At 63.4% G+C, this 14,495-nt stretch carries 17 protein-coding genes; 9 read left to right on the top strand and 8 right to left on the bottom strand.

What is annotated here, in order from left to right; all coding sequences use genetic code 11:
- The first annotated feature begins 86 nt into the window (after window positions 1-86).
- The 5 genes from ABIE41_RS01135 (at window position 87) to ABIE41_RS01115 (ending at window position 4,937) form a co-directional block, all read left to right on the top strand.
- Complete coding sequence (locus ABIE41_RS01135) at window positions 87-839, top strand: SDR family NAD(P)-dependent oxidoreductase (protein WP_192643016.1); 753 nt, start codon at window positions 87-89, stop codon at window positions 837-839.
- A 14-nt stretch (window positions 840-853) separates the two neighbouring features.
- The gene (locus tag ABIE41_RS01130) at window positions 854-1,696 is read left to right on the top strand and encodes a transketolase (RefSeq protein WP_192643015.1); all 843 of its coding nucleotides are present in this window, start codon (window positions 854-856) and stop codon (window positions 1,694-1,696) included.
- Complete coding sequence (locus ABIE41_RS01125; protein WP_192643014.1) at window positions 1,693-2,703, top strand: transketolase family protein; 1,011 nt, start codon at window positions 1,693-1,695, stop codon at window positions 2,701-2,703. The genes ABIE41_RS01130 and ABIE41_RS01125 overlap by 4 nt, the downstream gene beginning before the upstream one ends.
- A 614-nt stretch (window positions 2,704-3,317) precedes the next feature.
- Window positions 3,318-3,629: a DUF6894 family protein gene (locus tag ABIE41_RS01120; RefSeq protein ID WP_192643013.1), complete on the top strand. Its 312-nt coding sequence runs from the start codon at window positions 3,318-3,320 to the stop codon at window positions 3,627-3,629.
- Window positions 3,630-3,941: 312 nt separating this feature from the next.
- Window positions 3,942-4,937 carry a sensor histidine kinase gene (locus tag ABIE41_RS01115; protein WP_354191557.1) on the top strand — a complete coding sequence of 332 codons (996 nt, stop codon included), beginning with the start codon at window positions 3,942-3,944 and terminating at the stop codon, window positions 4,935-4,937.
- On the opposite strand, the gene ABIE41_RS01110 is transcribed toward ABIE41_RS01115, so the two are convergent.
- The 5 genes from ABIE41_RS01110 to ABIE41_RS01090 all read right to left on the bottom strand — a co-directional run bounded on the left by ABIE41_RS01110 (window position 4,934) and on the right by ABIE41_RS01090 (window position 7,010).
- Complete coding sequence (locus ABIE41_RS01110; protein WP_192643012.1) at window positions 4,934-5,293, bottom strand: response regulator; 360 nt, start codon at window positions 5,291-5,293, stop codon at window positions 4,934-4,936. The genes ABIE41_RS01115 and ABIE41_RS01110 overlap by 4 nt on opposite strands.
- A gap of 578 nt (window positions 5,294-5,871) precedes the next feature.
- Entirely contained in the window at window positions 5,872-6,213 is a 342-nt protein-coding gene (locus ABIE41_RS01105) for a hypothetical protein (protein ID WP_192643011.1), read from the bottom strand.
- A complete protein-coding gene (locus ABIE41_RS01100) occupies window positions 6,210-6,404 on the bottom strand; it encodes a hypothetical protein (RefSeq protein WP_192643010.1) in 195 nt (64 codons plus the stop codon). Before ABIE41_RS01100 ends, ABIE41_RS01105 begins: the two co-directional genes overlap by 4 nt.
- 61 nt (window positions 6,405-6,465) lie before the next feature.
- A complete protein-coding gene (locus tag ABIE41_RS01095; RefSeq protein WP_465247105.1) occupies window positions 6,466-6,858 on the bottom strand; it encodes a YkvA family protein in 393 nt (130 codons plus the stop codon).
- Window positions 6,855-7,010, bottom strand: a complete 156-nt coding sequence (locus ABIE41_RS01090) for a YnfA family protein (protein ID WP_192643008.1) — start codon at window positions 7,008-7,010, stop codon at window positions 6,855-6,857. Before ABIE41_RS01090 ends, ABIE41_RS01095 begins: the two co-directional genes overlap by 4 nt.
- Before the next feature lie 879 nt (window positions 7,011-7,889).
- Here ABIE41_RS01090 and ABIE41_RS01085 point away from each other — a divergent pair.
- The 4 genes from ABIE41_RS01085 (at window position 7,890) to ABIE41_RS01070 (ending at window position 11,548) form a co-directional block, all read left to right on the top strand.
- Entirely contained in the window at window positions 7,890-8,555 is a 666-nt protein-coding gene (locus ABIE41_RS01085) for a hypothetical protein (RefSeq protein ID WP_354191554.1), read from the top strand.
- 69 nt (window positions 8,556-8,624) lie between these two features.
- A complete protein-coding gene (locus ABIE41_RS01080) occupies window positions 8,625-9,359 on the top strand; it encodes a Crp/Fnr family transcriptional regulator (protein WP_192643006.1) in 735 nt (244 codons plus the stop codon).
- A gap of 180 nt (window positions 9,360-9,539) precedes the next feature.
- Window positions 9,540-10,340 carry an SDR family NAD(P)-dependent oxidoreductase gene (locus ABIE41_RS01075; RefSeq protein ID WP_192643005.1) on the top strand — a complete coding sequence of 267 codons (801 nt, stop codon included), beginning with the start codon at window positions 9,540-9,542 and terminating at the stop codon, window positions 10,338-10,340.
- Window positions 10,337-11,548 carry a glycoside hydrolase family 1 protein gene (locus ABIE41_RS01070; RefSeq protein WP_192643004.1) on the top strand — a complete coding sequence of 404 codons (1,212 nt, stop codon included), beginning with the start codon at window positions 10,337-10,339 and terminating at the stop codon, window positions 11,546-11,548. The genes ABIE41_RS01075 and ABIE41_RS01070 overlap by 4 nt, the downstream gene beginning before the upstream one ends.
- Before the next feature lie 74 nt (window positions 11,549-11,622).
- On the opposite strand, the gene glf is transcribed toward ABIE41_RS01070, so the two are convergent.
- From glf to ABIE41_RS01055, 3 genes are read right to left on the bottom strand one after another with little or no spacing between them, the layout of a single operon-like run.
- Entirely contained in the window at window positions 11,623-12,840 is a 1,218-nt protein-coding gene (glf, locus tag ABIE41_RS01065; protein ID WP_192643003.1) for a UDP-galactopyranose mutase, read from the bottom strand.
- Window positions 12,833-13,996 (bottom strand): glycosyltransferase, encoded by a 1,164-nt coding sequence (locus tag ABIE41_RS01060; RefSeq protein WP_210320947.1) that lies wholly within the window; start codon window positions 13,994-13,996, stop codon window positions 12,833-12,835. The genes glf and ABIE41_RS01060 overlap by 8 nt, the downstream gene beginning before the upstream one ends.
- A 32-nt stretch (window positions 13,997-14,028) precedes the next feature.
- Entirely contained in the window at window positions 14,029-14,262 is a 234-nt protein-coding gene (locus ABIE41_RS01055) for a DUF378 domain-containing protein (RefSeq protein ID WP_192643002.1), read from the bottom strand.
- Window positions 14,263-14,495 lie beyond the last annotated feature (233 nt).

The raw sequence follows: 14,495 nt of genomic DNA, 5'->3' as shown, positions 1-14,495 counted from the left end.
TTCACTTCATCACGCAATTTTTGCGCTTATTGGCCCGGGAAAAACAAGTCAGTCTCACCGCCAATCAAAAAGCGTCAGGGACGGACATGCTTCTGCAGGGTAAGACAGCGGCCATTTCGGGCGCCGCAAGCGTGCGTGGCATCGGGCTGGCCACCGCCAGGCTCTTCGCCGCGCAGGGTGCGCGCGTCGCCATTCTCGACATCGACGAGGAGGCCGCGCGCGAGGCCGCGTCGGCGCTGGGCCCGCAGCATCTCGGCCTGCGCTGCGACGTCGCCGACAAGGCCTCCTGCCAGATGGCTGCCGACCGGGTCATCGACGCCTTCGGGCAGATCGACATCCTCATCAACAACGCCGGCGTGACGCAGCCGGTGAAGACGCTTGATATCGACGAGGCGAGCTGGGACCGCATCCAGGACATCAACTGCAAGGGCGTGCTCTTCCTCAGCCAGGTCTTCATCCCGCATATGCAGGCCCGGCGGCAGGGCTCGATCGCCTGCATGTCGTCGGTCTCCGCCCAGCGCGGTGGCGGGATCTTCGGCGGGCCGCACTACTCTTCGGCCAAGGCGGGTGTGCTGGGCCTCGCCAAGGCGATGGCGCGCGAATTCGGGCCGGATGGCATCCGCGTCAATTGCGTGACGCCCGGCCTGATCGAGACGGATATCACCGGGGGCAAGCTGACCCCCGAGATGCGGGCCGACATCATCAAGGGCATTCCGCTCGGCAGGCTGGGCAAGGCCGCCGACGTCGCTGGCATCTACCTGTTCCTCGCCTCGGACCTCTCCGCCTACGTCACCGGCGCCGTCATCGACGTCAATGGCGGCATGCTGATCCACGGCTAAGGAGGACACCGACCATGGACAGCGCTCCGATCGGCCATAACGTCTCGCTCGAACGCCGGGCCTGGAACATCCGCCGCCACGCCATCCTGATGGGCGAGGTGCAGGGCCAGGGCTACATTGCGCAGGCGCTCGACATCGCCGACGTCCTCGCCGTCGCCTATTTCCACGCCATGAAGTACCGGCCCGACGATCCGGACTGGGAAGGGCGCGACCGCTTCCTGCTCTCGAACGGCCACTACGCGATCGCCCTCTACGCGGCGCTGATCGAAGCCGGCTTCATCCCCGAGCAGGAGCTCGAAACCTATGGCTCCGACGAGAGCCGGCTGCCCATGTCGGGGATGGCCGCCTATACGCCGGGCATGGAGATGTCCGGCGGCTCGCTCGGACTCGGTCTGTCTATTGCCGTCGGTCGGGCGCTCGGGCTCAAGCGCAAGCAATCGGACGCGACGGTCTACACCCTGTTTTCGGATGGCGAGCTCGACGAGGGCTCGGTCTGGGAGGCGATCCTGTCCGCCGCCCATCACAAGCTCGACAACCTGATCGCGGTCGTCGACGTCAACAACCAGCAGGCGGACGGGCCATCGACGAGCGTCATGGCCTTCGAGCCCCTCGCAGAGAAGCTCGCCGCCTTCGGCTGGTTTGCCCAGCGGGTCGACGGGAACGACCTCGACGCCGTCCGGCGCGCCTTCGATGCCGCGAAGGCCGAGCGCGGTCGCCCCAGCATGATCGTCGCCGACACGCTGATGGGGAAGGGCGTGCCCTTTCTCGAAGCGCGCGAGAAGAACCACTTCATCCGGGTCGAGGCTCATGAGTGGCAGCTCGCGCTCGCGGCTCTCGACGAGAGGAAGCCGTCATGAAACCCAGCGCCCCGACTCCCGCCGGGAAGCCCCGGCTGACCACCTCCGCGATGATCGCGTCGATCGCCAGCGAGGGACAGCGCACCAAGCCCGCCCCCTTCGGCCATGCTCTCGTCGCGCTGGCTGAGAAGGACGAGCGGGTGCTCGGCATGACCGCCGATCTCGGCAAATACACCGACCTGCACATCTTCGCGAAGGCGTTTCCCGAGCGGCATTACCAGATGGGCATGGCCGAACAGCTGCTCTTCGGGGCGGCCTCGGGTCTCGCCGCCGAGGGCTTCCTGCCCTTCGCGACCACCTATGCCGTGTTTGCATCCCGGCGGGCCTACGACTTCATTCACCAGACGATCGCGGAGGAAGACCGCAATGTTAAGATCGTCTGCGCGCTGCCGGGGCTGACCTCGGGCTACGGCCCTTCGCACCAGGCCGCGGAAGATCTCGCGCTCATGCGCGCCATGCCGAACATGACCGTGATCGATCCCTGCGACGCCCATGAGATCGAGCAGGCCGTGCCGGCGATCGCGAGCCATGCGGGGCCGGTCTATATGCGGCTTCTGCGCGGGCAGGTGCCGCTGGTGCTCGACGAGTACGGCTACACCTTCGAGATCGGCAAGGCCAAGCTCCTGCGCGATGGCGGCGAGGTGCTGTTCATCTCCTCGGGCATCATGACGATGCGCGCGCTCGAGGCGGCTCAAGCCCTCGCGAAGGATCGGATCGGCGCCGCCGTCCTGCACGTCCCGACCATCAAGCCGCTCGATACCGCGACCATCCTTGAGGCCTGTTCCAAGCCCGGCCGCCTGGTCGTGGTCGCCGAAAACCACACGGTGATCGGTGGCCTGGGCGAGGCGGTGGCGGGCCTGCTCATGCGCGAGGGCGTCCATTGTGCCTTCCGCATGATCGGACTGCCCGACGAGTTCCTCGCCGCCGGCGCCCTGCCAACCCTCCACGATCGCTACGGCATCTCGACCGATGCGATCGGCGAGCGGGTGAAGAAGTGGCTCGGCTGAGCGGCTGGGGCTGAGCCGCCGTCCGAGGCCGGACATCCTGGCGCAGCTCGCGGCATCGCCGAAAGGCGAGGTCGTCTTGCGCCTCGGCAATCGCAAGCCCCGCCGCACGGCGATCTCTGCCGTGAAATCCGCTTAGGCGGCGGAGCCAACTTTTGCGACGTCCTTGCTGCGGCGCAAGGGCAGGATGTCCGTCGTCTCGATGAGCGTGTGAAGCTGATTGCGGACAGCCCACCGGAGCGGGACCACACCGGGCTGGCGCGTGCTTGTTAAAGCGCGACCCGGTCGAAACCCAGTGGACCACCCGACCGTCTCACTCGGGCGTCCCGTATCTATCGATTTTCGCTAAGGTCTTGAGGTTGGTAGCCCCTCAAGAAAAGTGGTGCCCAGGAGAGGACTCGAACCCCCATTCAAGGCGAAAAAGCATTATTTTACAACGAATTGAATAGGCTGCCGCTGTTGCTGGTGTCAAAGCGAAGTTGCAATGACGGTGTACTAAACTTTTAGCACGTCAGTGAGCTGACGCTAGCTCAAATCCTGAACGGTCGCCGCTTGAAACATCGCCACGAACCTGCGTGTTGGTCCGGCGCGCCCGTTCCCGCGCCCGGAGGGCTTCGATGCCCCACTCTTTCTTTGATATCGACGACGGCTCTGCACCCTGCATCGACACTACCGGTCGCGATCTGCCCGACGACGCAGCAGCCCGCTGGTTCGGCCTGGACACCCTCCCGGACATAGCCCGCGACAAAATCCCCGAGGGCGACCACCGCACCTTCGGCGTCAGCATCCGCAACTCGGACCAAGTCGTCATCTACACCGCAACGCTCGCGCTGATGGGCGGCTGGAAAAATGGTCACCAGAAGCCCTCGAAACAAAAGCCTCGACCGCCGGTCGTCCTGCCGTCGATTAAACCCACGATGGCGTACTGAAGGTCACTGAGAGCATCGGGCAATCAACCGGGCGAAAAGCGGTGAGGCCTAGGCGTGACCTATTGAGACGGCCTGCTGGTGCCGCCGCGATGGAAACGGCATCGTGGCGGGCGCGCACGTCGTGCTGCGTGTATTGGGCGACCAGCATCCGCCGGTCTCCGTGGACGTAGGCGAGGTGCCCGGTGTCTGAGGCGCCGGGCGGCGACTAGCACGGCGTGGATGCCGTAGCGATCACGGGAAAGACATTGGGCTCGCCGGTTATATTCGATAGTGAGGAACCCTCGCTCCATTCCCCATCTCAGGAAATCTCCCGTGACCAACAGCAATCCACTGTCGTGGAGCGCCGATAGCCTCCGTCTCGCGATCAGCGCGGCCGGCGTGGCCCTTTGGTCATGGAACGTTACGAACGATCACTTTTCGATGGATGGGAACGGTTTCGCGCTGTGGAACCTGCCGCAAAGCGAGACGGTCACCTTTGAGGATCTGTCTGCCCACATCCATCCTTCGGACCGCGAGCGGGTCCGGTCGGCCTTCGTCGCGACGCGGGCCATCGTCGGTGCCTACGAGATCGATTTCCGGATCGTCGTCGCCGGCGAGATCCGCTGGATCTCCGCGCGCGGCATCGGCGATGATACCGCCGTGCACATGGGGCTGGCCTACGGCATCTTCCTAGACGTGACCGGCCGCAAGCAGGCCGAGGAGGGCCATGAGCTTCTTGCCGGCGAGATGAGCCACCGCGTCAAGAACCTGTTGGCCATCGCAATGGGGCTGACGCAGCTGACGTCGCGGTCGACCACGACCGCCAAGGAGATGGCTGTGGAGTTGATCGCCAGGCTGGCCGCCCTGGGGCGGGCCCACGACCTGGTTCGCCCGCTACCAGGCCATCAAGGGACTGCCGCCTTGCTCGGCGACCTAGTAGCGGTCCTGTTGTCACCTTATGAGGATACCGGCGCCTTTAGCGGCCGCATTCGGGTCGCCGTCCCCCGTATGGGGGTGGGCGAGGCCACGGCTACGACGCTTGCCTTGGTTTTCCACGAGTTGGCGACCAATTCCCTGAAGTACGGAGCGTTGTCGTCCGATACAGGGCAACTCGACATTTCTGGAAATAACGAGGGCGAGGACATCCGGATTATCTGGACGGAACGCGGCGGCCCCACCGTCAAGGTTCGCGAGCGCCCGGCAGGATACGGCAGCCGCCTGGTCGAACGCAGTGTTGCCGGCCAGTTAGGCGGGTCGATCGATTATAACTGGTCTCCGGGGGGCCTGATCGTCACGCTGCGGGTTAAGGCTTCGAAGCTTTCGGACTAGGCGGCCTTCGCGAGGACGGCCAGTATATCCTCTTCCCGATATGGCTTAGGCAGGAAGACCGTGTCGGAGGGCATTTCCTCCACACTGGGCGAGACGCGCCCTGACGCCAGGATCAGGATGACAGGCGGCCAGCGTTTGCGAACAGCATGCATCAGCTTTAGGCCGTCCATTGAACCCGCCGGCATTTCTATGTCCGAGAAGACCACGCGAATTTCCAGGCGCGTTTCGAGCAGCTTGATGGCCTCGTCGGCTTCAGCGGCCTCGATAACGCCGTAGCCGGCGTCTTCGATCATCGCGACCGTGCTCATGCGAATGAAGGGCTCATCCTCCACGACTAGAACGAGCATCTTGGTCATGGCGAGCTTTCACGGGTCCAACTCGATCTAACTTAAGTGGAATGGAATGGTTGCACTCAAGTGCAGGCAAATCGCTAACGCGTCGTTCAGCCACGTGGCAGCGACAAAGCGCGAGGAATGCGCTGAGCCGCCGCAGGCGACGAGGTTACCTTAATCGGTACCGGTCTTTTGACAGGGACGTTCTCATGAAGCCCCGCTAAACGCCCACCCGTTTCCGTTCAGGTGGTTGCGATGGGTGCGACAATTTGGCATAAAGACGTCATCCCTGAGTGCGAAATGGCGTCGCAGTCATGTAGGGGGCGAGCATGCCATTCCGATCGATAACCGCCGATCCCGCCGATCTCCAGAAGCTGGCCGATGCCTTCGACGCCGCTTGGATCGCCGTGAACCAGCCGACGCCGATCGAGGCATCCGCAAGGCCTGCCGAGCGTGAGCGACTTAGCCACATCATCATGAGCGTTTGGCAGCGCGATCCTGGAGCGGACCTGGCGGAGACTGCCGTACAGGCCTTCAACGACGGTTCGGCCCGCATCGTTCTTCCGAGGCGGCAATCAGCCGGATAGGATTCGGGTTGGCCGTCAGTTGGTCAGCCGCGGCATCGGTGACATACGCGTCGGGCCGCGATCGCTCCCTCGCTTCTCGATCGCGCTGGCTCGACAGGTCCTCAGCATCGCATCACGGAACGAGGTCGCGTAGGCGTTCGGCAGGACCAAGTTCCGCGTCGTCCAGAATGGAGTGGCAATCTCTTCAGCCAGGCAGAGGCAGGTCTGCATCCGTAGAAGGGGCGCTTGTTCGCGTTCGGCCTCCACGCAGGGATGAACGACATCGTTGAAGGTCGGCACCCGGGATGCGACGAGATACGCGGCTCCGGAGCCACTCGCCAGCAGCACCGCGCAGGCGACCGCGACGGTCCGGATCACGGCGCGGCCCTTTGCGGCAGTTCGGCAACATCGTGCACGACCCAGCGCTTGATCTCACCCGCCACCTCGAAATTGAAATCGAGGTCGTTGGCCTTCCGGCGTGCCTCGGCCTCGTCCCCTGCTTCCACGACGACCGTTACGGATCGCTCGATATCCATCTGGACCATAAAGCTCTTGACTGGCTTTTCCATTGGTTCTCCCTCTCGCGCGACTTAATGCAAGCGGGCGATGACGCATAGTCAGTCGATCGGACTAGCGGCTATTAGCCGCCCAGCCGATCAGCCAGTTGACCGTCATCGCGGCGGCCGCGATCCAGACGATCACGACGAAGGCCAATCCGCCCCGGCTGACCGGTCGCTCAGTTCTTTCCGAGGCGGCCGCCCGGAACTCGATCATAAGCGATGCGGGGATCAGCTTGACGGCAAGCATGATGCCGACCGGCACGATCAGCAGATCGTCGAGGTATCCCAGCACGGGGATGAAATCCGGGATAAGGTCGATTGGCGACAGCGCGTATGCTGCGACGGCCCCCGCTGTGAACTTGGCAAGCATCGGCGTACGGCCATCCCGCGCGGCTATCCATAGAGCGACTACGTCCCGCTTTATGGCGCGGGCCCATGCCCTGATGGCGTCCAAGCCCATTATGCCCCTCGTGGCGCGAACATGAATATGGCGCTGCCGACCAAACAGACCGCCGCCCCGACGACGTCCCAGCGGTCCGGCCTATGGCCTTTGAAGCCCCAGAGCCAGAGGATCGCGGCGACGATGTCGATGCGCACTTGCTGACATTGGGGCATTGCCCATTAGGTGACATTCTCGTAGCGCCGATGTCACCTACACCTGCAGCCGTCCACCAGTAGACACTTAAGCGAAATGCCCTCCGTGAAACCTGGCGCGGTTCACCTCCAGCTTCAGCCGGGCCTTCAAACAAGAGTTTGGTTTGAAGCCGCGGGATGTGCGGGGTGCAGTGGCGTTGCCCCCTGTTTTCCCTCGTTCAAAGCTGGACTCCGTTCTCGATTTGTGGTGCTCCCCGAACCATAGCGTGATGGCGAACAGCCGCTCGTCAGGTATTGTATTCGCACACGATTTGATCTCGAAGTCATAGCACAGGACATCGATTCTGAGGATCAGCCCGTTCTGATGCAACTCTATTGCGAGAAAGGCTGAGGCTATCATTTCGGCGGTCGATGACCGTGTCTCGTTTTGTAGCTGTCCTCGCGCTGATGGACGAGCAAAAGGATCAATCCTTTGGGAACGCGGGATAGCTCTGCCACCTCACAAAACTGACACTTCAATCTCAGGTTGGAGCTAGCACTGTCTGGGTGTGAAGCGCGGTTCACTTTGGCTGCTGGTTGGCTACCTTGCACAACCTCCCGTGAGGTATCACAGGTTAATGTAACGAGCCCTTCGGTCGGTACGTTGCTCCCCAATGATTGCCTGCACATTCATCATTGGAGCCAGCATTGATGACCCACCACATCCGGCCAATACGGGCCATCGATAACGCTGTCGAATGGCAGCGTGCGAAGGTTGGGCCTCGCCCTTCGACGAGGGTGCTGAAGGTCGCTGACCTATGCATAGATTCGGCCTACCAGCGCGACCTGTCCCCCAAGTCGGTTCGCCTCATCCGGAAGCTCGTCGAAGAATGGGACTGGCGGCGCTTCAAGGTCCCAGTGGTGACCCGCGTGGACGACCAGTGGCATGTTATCGACGGCCAGCATACGGCAATTGCCGCCGTCACCCATGGCGGCATCGAGGAGCTCGAGGTGCTGGTGGTCGAGGCGGGTGAGCGATGCGACCGCGCGGGCGCCTTCATCGGCCACAACAGGGACCGGGTGCAGATCACCAACAGCCAGCTCTTCTTCGCTGCCGCAGCGGCCGGCGACGAGGATGTGCTGACGGCGCTGCAGATCTGTGAGCGGGCCGGCGCCTGCGTGCTACGCAACCCCTCGCCCGGCCGCCCCTTCCGCCCGGGCGAATTGATTGCGATCGCCGCGCTGATGCAGCTCGTGAAGCGCCGGACCGCGGTCAAGGCCCGCACCGTCATCGAGACGCTGGTGCGCGTCCGCGCCGCGCCGATCACCGCCGACCTGATCAAGGCGGTCGACATGGTCCTGCATGACCGCAACTACGGCGAGGTCGACCCAGAAGAGATTATCGTGGCCTTCGAGAGATATGGCAGCGTGCTCAATGCCAAGAGTGTCGAACTTGCTCTCGCCAAGGCGATCCCGCGGGCAAGGGCGATGGGCGTCGTGCTCTATCAGCACACCCGCAAGCGGAAGACCTCGCGGCCGGCCGAGTCGGCGAACGGCCATGAGACGGCCGGTGTGGCGTTGTCGTGAGCCGTTCAGAGTAAGCCCACGATCGGCGGCTCGGTCGGGACGCACGGGGCAGGGCTGAGGATGGCCCCCATGGATAATGACGCGCAGCCTCTCGCGCCCTTGCTACGCAAGTTGATTTCGCTCGGCCCAGTGACGCAGGGCGAGGTGGCGGCTACGGAAGCGCTGCCGCTGACCCTTTGCGAATACCGTCCGGGATATGAGATCGTGCGTGAGCGCGACCGGCCGGCGCAGGCTTGCATCCTGTTGAGCGGGATGTGCTGTCGCTTCAAGATCATCGGCGACGGAGACCGCCAAATCAATTCCTTCCATATCCCGGGAGACATGCCCGATCTGCAGAGCTTGTTGCTGCACCAGATGGATCACGGCTTACTGACGCTGACGCGCGCGAAAGTTGCGCTGGTGCCGCATCCGACACTGCTTCAACTAGTCGCTGCGTACCCTCGGCTCGGTCTGCTGCTCTGGCGCGACACGCTTATCGACGGCTCGATATTCCGAGAGTGGATGTGCAGCATTGGCCGGAGATCCGCACGCGTCCGCGTTGCACACCTGATCTGTGAGCTCTTCTTGCGCTATCGTAACGTCGGTCTAGTTGAGGACATGACGATGCCTTTTCACCTGACGCAGACCCATATCGGCGATGCGCAAGGGCTATCCGTCGTCCATGTCAACCGGGTCGTGAAATCGCTGAAGCGGGACGGGCTGATCAGCCTCTCCAACCGGCGGCTCACCATCGTGGACTGGGAGTCCCTGACGCAGATCGGAGATTTCGACGAGGCCTATCTCCATCTCACGCCGGAGAGCTAAGCGGCCGAGCCGGCCGGTAGCACCGTTCTGTCTCGGCCCGCTCGGTGCGACGTGCCCGGACGCCTGAGGTTCGCAACGCTTTCCCAGTCAAAGCTTTGGCGTCTGCGCTTTTGGCGCGGATTGCGGAACCGCTCTTCTGCACTTCGGTTGGCCATCGTGGATCGAACACAGGAGGACAGAATGGATCAGCAGCGCAAGTTGGCCGTCGTCACAGGTGGCTCCTCCGGAATAGGGTTGGAACTTGCGCGTCTCTGCGCCGCGGAGGGTTTTGATCTGGTGATCGCCGCCGACGAGCCTGAGATTCAGGCCGCTGCCGAAGAACTGCGGGACGAGGGTGTGGACGTGACGGCGGTAGAGACCGATCTCGCCACAATGGATGGAGTGGATGAGCTGCTCGCGGCCATTGAGGCTACATGCCGCCCGGTCGACGTCCTCTTCGCCAATGCGGGGCGTGGCCTTGGGCGAGGCTTCCTTGATCAGGACATCGCCGACATCAGCCATGTCATCGACACCAACATCACCGGTACGGTTTATCTGGTCCACAGTATCGGCCGGCAGATGCGCGAGCGGAACGCCGGCCGCATCCTGCTCACTGGTTCGATCGCTGGCTTCATCCCCGGCAGCTTTCAGGCGGTGTACAACGGGACCAAGGCCTTCATCGACAGCTTCGCCTTCGCCATCCGTAATGAGTTGAAGGACACGCGCGTGGTCATTTCCTGCCTCATGCCGGGTCCGACCGACACGGAGTTCTTCCGGCGTGCGGACATGCTGGACACGGCGGTCGGCCAGCAGGACAAGGACGATGCTGCCATGGTCGCCAGGGTCGGCTTCGACGCGGTGATGAACGGCGATGGCGACGTCGTCAGCGGCTGGAAGAACAAGCTCCAGACCGTGCTTGCCAATGTGACGCCCTCCGGGCTGCTCGCCGAGCAGCATCGCAACATGGCCGAGCCGGGCTCGGGCAGCGCTGACGGCCCATGACACAGGCCGTGCTGGAGAGGCGACCCTTCGCTGCCCCGTCGCCGCTGAAGAGTTATTTCATGGGCGGCTTCGAGTGTTCGACGCACCGTCGGCGGGACGGCCGTCGCCTGGATGTGATCGCCGCCACGCGCCATGACGAGATGGCTCTTGCCGATTATCGGCTGGCGGGATCGTTGGGCCTGGGCACCCTGCGCGACGGCGTTCGCTGGCACCGCGTCGAACGCATTCCGTATCGCTACGACTGGTCGAGCCTGCTGCCAATGCTACGGGCAGCGGGGGCAGCCGGTGTTCAGGTCATTTGGGATTTGCTACATTACGGCTGGCCCGACGGGCTCGACATTTCCTCGCCCGCCTTTGTTACACGCTTCGCGCGCTACGCTGCTGCAGCTGGCCGGCTGATCGAGAGCGAAAGTGGCGAGCCGCCGGTGGTTAGCGTCGTCAATGAGATCTCATTCACGGCCTGGGCCGCCGGCACGGCAGGCCTTTTTGCGCCCTATGGCCGGCGACGCGGTCCGGAGATCAAACGCCAGCTCGTCCGCGCCAGCCTCGCCGCCATCGCTGCCATACGCGAGGTCTGTCCGCGTGCCCGATTCATCCAGATCGACCCCTTGATCCATGTCCATCCCGATCCGCGGAACCGCCGCCTCGACGGACGCGCGGCGGCGCTCAATGCGGCGCAGTTCGAGGCCTGGGACATGATCTGCGGGCGGCGCGAGCCGGAGCTGGGCGGATCTGAGGAGGCCCTCGATCTCGTCGGAGTGAACTATTATTGCCACAACCAGTGGATCGTCGAAGGCGGCTCGCTCGATTGGCGTGGGGGGCATCCATTGCGACGCCTGAGCCACATGCTGGCGGACGTCGCCCGTCGCTATGACCGGCCAATCTTGATCGCCGAGACGGGGATCGAGGCCGAAGAGCGGGTGCCTTGGCTGCGTCATGTCGGCGCCGAGGCGCGTGCCTCCGCCGCCTACGGGGTCGACGTGATCGGGTTGTGTCTCTACCCGATCCTCAATCATCCCGGCTGGGACGACGATAGGCACTGCCCTAATGGCATGATCGACTATGACCGGACGAGCTATGCGCGCCGTGTCGAGCCCGCTTTGGCCGATGAGCTTGCCCACCAGATCAGCCATCACAAACAGCACGGCCTCCGCCAAACTTTGAACAGATGCTGCCCTGATCGGGCCGCGGACTGCAAAGACCAGTGACCGTCTCGAATGGAACTCTGTCCCGGATGGCGACCAACCATCGGGGGCAGAGGGTTTATCGACGGCATGAAGGCCTAGGGAGCGGCCTCGCCGTTGAGGTCGCGCAAGAGGATCGCGGGTGCGAGCTCACCGAACAATGCCGTTGCCTGAGAGGCAGCTGCACGGCGCTTGATCTCAAGCGCCTTACGGCTCGACAGTGGCACTGCCTCATCGATGCGACGGAAGGTTGCCAGGGCCTGACCCACGACCTGGTCCATGTTGTAATACCGATAGGTCGCCAGCCGACCGACAAACCAGACATTCTGCGTCGCCCGCGCCAGCGCCTCGTAGCGCTTGTAAAGCGCCTGCGATTCCTCGGTCGGGATTGGATAGTAGGGTTCACCCTCGGCGCGAGGATGTTCATAGACCAAACTGGTCAGCGGATGCTTCTGCCCCGTGAGGTGTTTGAACTCCGTCACGCGTGTGTAGTCCTGCGTCTGCGGAAAGTTGACGGTGCCGGTTTCCTGGCTCCATTCGCGGTCGAGCGTGACATGCTCGAAGGCGAGCGAGCGATAGGGCAGCTGGCCAAAGCGGTAGCCGAAATACGAGTCGATCGGGCCGGTGAAGATCAAACGCTGGAAGGGAATGACATCGGCGATCTCGCTCCAGTCGGTGTTGAGCATCACCTTGATCTGCGGATGCCCCAGCATCCTCTCAAACATGCGCGTATAGCCATGTCGCGGCATGCACTGGAAGCTGTCGGTGAAATAGCGGTCGTCGTCGTTCGTGCGCACCGGAATGCGAGCCGTGACGGATTTGTCGAGCTGCGAGGGGTCGAGCCCCCACTGTTTGCGAGTGTACCCGCGGAAGAACTTTTCGTACAGGTCCCGCCCGACCTGCGAGACGACCACGTCTTCCGAAGTTCGCAGTTGCGGCACCGGCTCGGCGCGGCTCGCGAGGAACGCGGCTGCTCCGGCTTCGTCCAGGTCGAGATCATAAAGCCGATTGAGCGTCGTGCGGTTGATCGGAATAGGAACCCGCCGCCCCTCGACCTCCGCCAGCACGCGGTGTTCATAGGGCCTCCACTGCGTGAACAGGGAGAGGTAGTCCACGATCTGTTGAGCGTTAGTGTGGAAGATGTGCGGCCCGTAGCGATGCACCAGAAGCCCGGCCTCGTCATGATAGTCGAAAGCATTGCCGCCGATATGGGAACGCCGGTCGATCACCAGCACCTTCTCATTGCGCTGCGTCGCCAGCCGTTCCGCAAGCACGCTACCGGCGAACCCGGCGCCGACGATAAGCCAGTCAAACATGGGCGGCCTCCGCCGTGATGGGAGTGGTCTGGGCGGGCGCCGGCAGCTTTTGCTCAAGGAGGCGGAGCATCTGCGCCCAGGTCGCGTCCCATGACGTCGTGGCGATCCGCGCATTGGCGGCCCGCAGACGTTGCGGATCGTCGCGCTCACTCAGGGCTTTTTCTAGCCTTGCGATCATCTCGGTGGGGCCGTCTGCAATCTCGACGAGGCCGTCATCGCCATAGCCGCGCACAACATCACGCACCGGCGTCGAAACGACGGGCAGACCGGCAGCCAGGAATTCGGGCGTCTTGGTGGGGCTGATGAAGCGGGTGGAGTCGTTGAGGGCGAAGGGCATGAACCCCGCATCCCAGCCACCGAGATAATTGGGCAGCGCGTCATAGGCTTTAGCCCCGAGCCAATGAATATTGGACGGGCGCGGCAGCTCGGCCGGATCAATCTTCACCACGGGCCCGAGCATGACGAAATGCCAGTCCGGCCGTGCCCGGGCGATCGCCGTTAGTAGGCTCAGGTCCAGCCGCTCGTCGAGCACTCCGAAATAGCCGATGCGGGGTTGGGGGATGTCAGCCTGGTCGGACGGCTCCGGCCTGTCTGCAGCCCGGGCTCGCTGGAAATGCGCCGCGTCAATGCTGCTCGGAAAGCAATGGGCGTCGGGGCGGTGGCTGCTCTTCGATTCCTGCAGGCTTTCACCGCCAGTGAAGAGCAGGTCGCAATCGCGCAGTAACTCCTGCTCCCGCTCGCGCAGATGCGGCGGCGGGTCCTTGAACATCGATAGTTCGTCCATGCAGTCATAGACGACACAGTCCGGCTCCAGGCCAGTGCCCAGAGGCAGCGCCATCGGGGTGTAGTACCAGAGCACCAGCCGACGCGATCGGCACATCGCCGCCAGCTGCCGAACCCGCTCCGCGACGACCGACTCGACGTCGATCGTGCCGTCGGCAACGATCGGCGTGGCAATCAGGACCTCCCCGTCCCAACGCAGCCGGACATCGTCGCGGTCCCCTGGCAGGGGCTCCTCGACATACACCACCCGGAAGTCCCGCGCGGCTCGATTGAGGAGGTGGTGCGGGCGCTGGACCACCAAGTCCCACCGGAGATGCGAGAGGCAGATCAGCAGGTCTCGCGGAGAACCGCTCGACATCTCGGTGAGGCTCATGGGAAGATCCTTTATCAGAGCACGGCGGGCGATCAGCGGCGGGTCAGATCGGCCTCGGCCGCGACTTCGCCGCGGTTCATCGCCTGCATGAACGGGATGATCTGGTAGAGAGCCGACAGGCCAACCGCGATGTAGACGAGGCGGCTCAGCATCGAGCCCGCGCCGAAGATGGCGGCGACAAGATCGAAATTCGCGGCGCCGACCAGGCCCCAGTTCACGCCACCGATGATGATCAGCAGCAGGGTCAGGATGTTGAGAAACTTCATGGGCGAGAACTCCGTGAGAGGATGATCTCAAGCCAACCGGCGAGCGGCGCGATGGTTCTCTCTGCAATGCGGAGGCTAAGCATGATTGGGCGGAGCCAGAGAAAGCCGGCTAATGAAAGCGCGCGTCATTTCGTTAGCGGGGCTGGATATCGGGCCAATCTTCATCAGCTCCATTAGTCGTCCGATTTGCGCGACTCCTGTGGAGGAGGCGGGTCAGCTGGGCTCCTGATCTA

The sequence above is a fragment of the Bosea sp. OAE506 genome (assembly GCF_040546595.1).
Taxonomy (GTDB): Bacteria; Pseudomonadota; Alphaproteobacteria; order Rhizobiales; family Beijerinckiaceae; genus Allobosea.
This window is presented reverse-complemented; position numbering and strand designations above follow the sequence as displayed.

Excerpts from the sequence above, each read along its gene's own strand:
- ABIE41_RS01135 (WP_192643016.1), top strand. The coding sequence starts at position 87 with ATGCTTCTGCAGGGTAAGACAGCGGCCATTTCGGGCGCCGCAAGCGTG.
- ABIE41_RS01130 (WP_192643015.1), top strand. The coding sequence starts at position 854 with ATGGACAGCGCTCCGATCGGCCATAACGTCTCGCTCGAACGCCGGGCC.
- ABIE41_RS01125 (WP_192643014.1), top strand. The coding sequence starts at position 1,693 with ATGAAACCCAGCGCCCCGACTCCCGCCGGGAAGCCCCGGCTGACCACC.
- ABIE41_RS01120 (WP_192643013.1), top strand. The coding sequence starts at position 3,318 with ATGCCCCACTCTTTCTTTGATATCGACGACGGCTCTGCACCCTGCATC.
- ABIE41_RS01110 (WP_192643012.1), bottom strand. The coding sequence starts at position 5,293 with ATGACCAAGATGCTCGTTCTAGTCGTGGAGGATGAGCCCTTCATTCGC.
- ABIE41_RS01100 (WP_192643010.1), bottom strand. The coding sequence starts at position 6,404 with ATGGAAAAGCCAGTCAAGAGCTTTATGGTCCAGATGGATATCGAGCGA.
- ABIE41_RS01090 (WP_192643008.1), bottom strand. The coding sequence starts at position 7,010 with ATGCCCCAATGTCAGCAAGTGCGCATCGACATCGTCGCCGCGATCCTC.
- ABIE41_RS01080 (WP_192643006.1), top strand. The coding sequence starts at position 8,625 with ATGGATAATGACGCGCAGCCTCTCGCGCCCTTGCTACGCAAGTTGATT.
- ABIE41_RS01075 (WP_192643005.1), top strand. The coding sequence starts at position 9,540 with ATGGATCAGCAGCGCAAGTTGGCCGTCGTCACAGGTGGCTCCTCCGGA.
- ABIE41_RS01070 (WP_192643004.1), top strand. The coding sequence starts at position 10,337 with ATGACACAGGCCGTGCTGGAGAGGCGACCCTTCGCTGCCCCGTCGCCG.
- glf (WP_192643003.1), bottom strand. The coding sequence starts at position 12,840 with ATGTTTGACTGGCTTATCGTCGGCGCCGGGTTCGCCGGTAGCGTGCTT.
- ABIE41_RS01060 (WP_210320947.1), bottom strand. The coding sequence starts at position 13,996 with ATGAGCCTCACCGAGATGTCGAGCGGTTCTCCGCGAGACCTGCTGATC.
- ABIE41_RS01055 (WP_192643002.1), bottom strand. The coding sequence starts at position 14,262 with ATGAAGTTTCTCAACATCCTGACCCTGCTGCTGATCATCATCGGTGGC.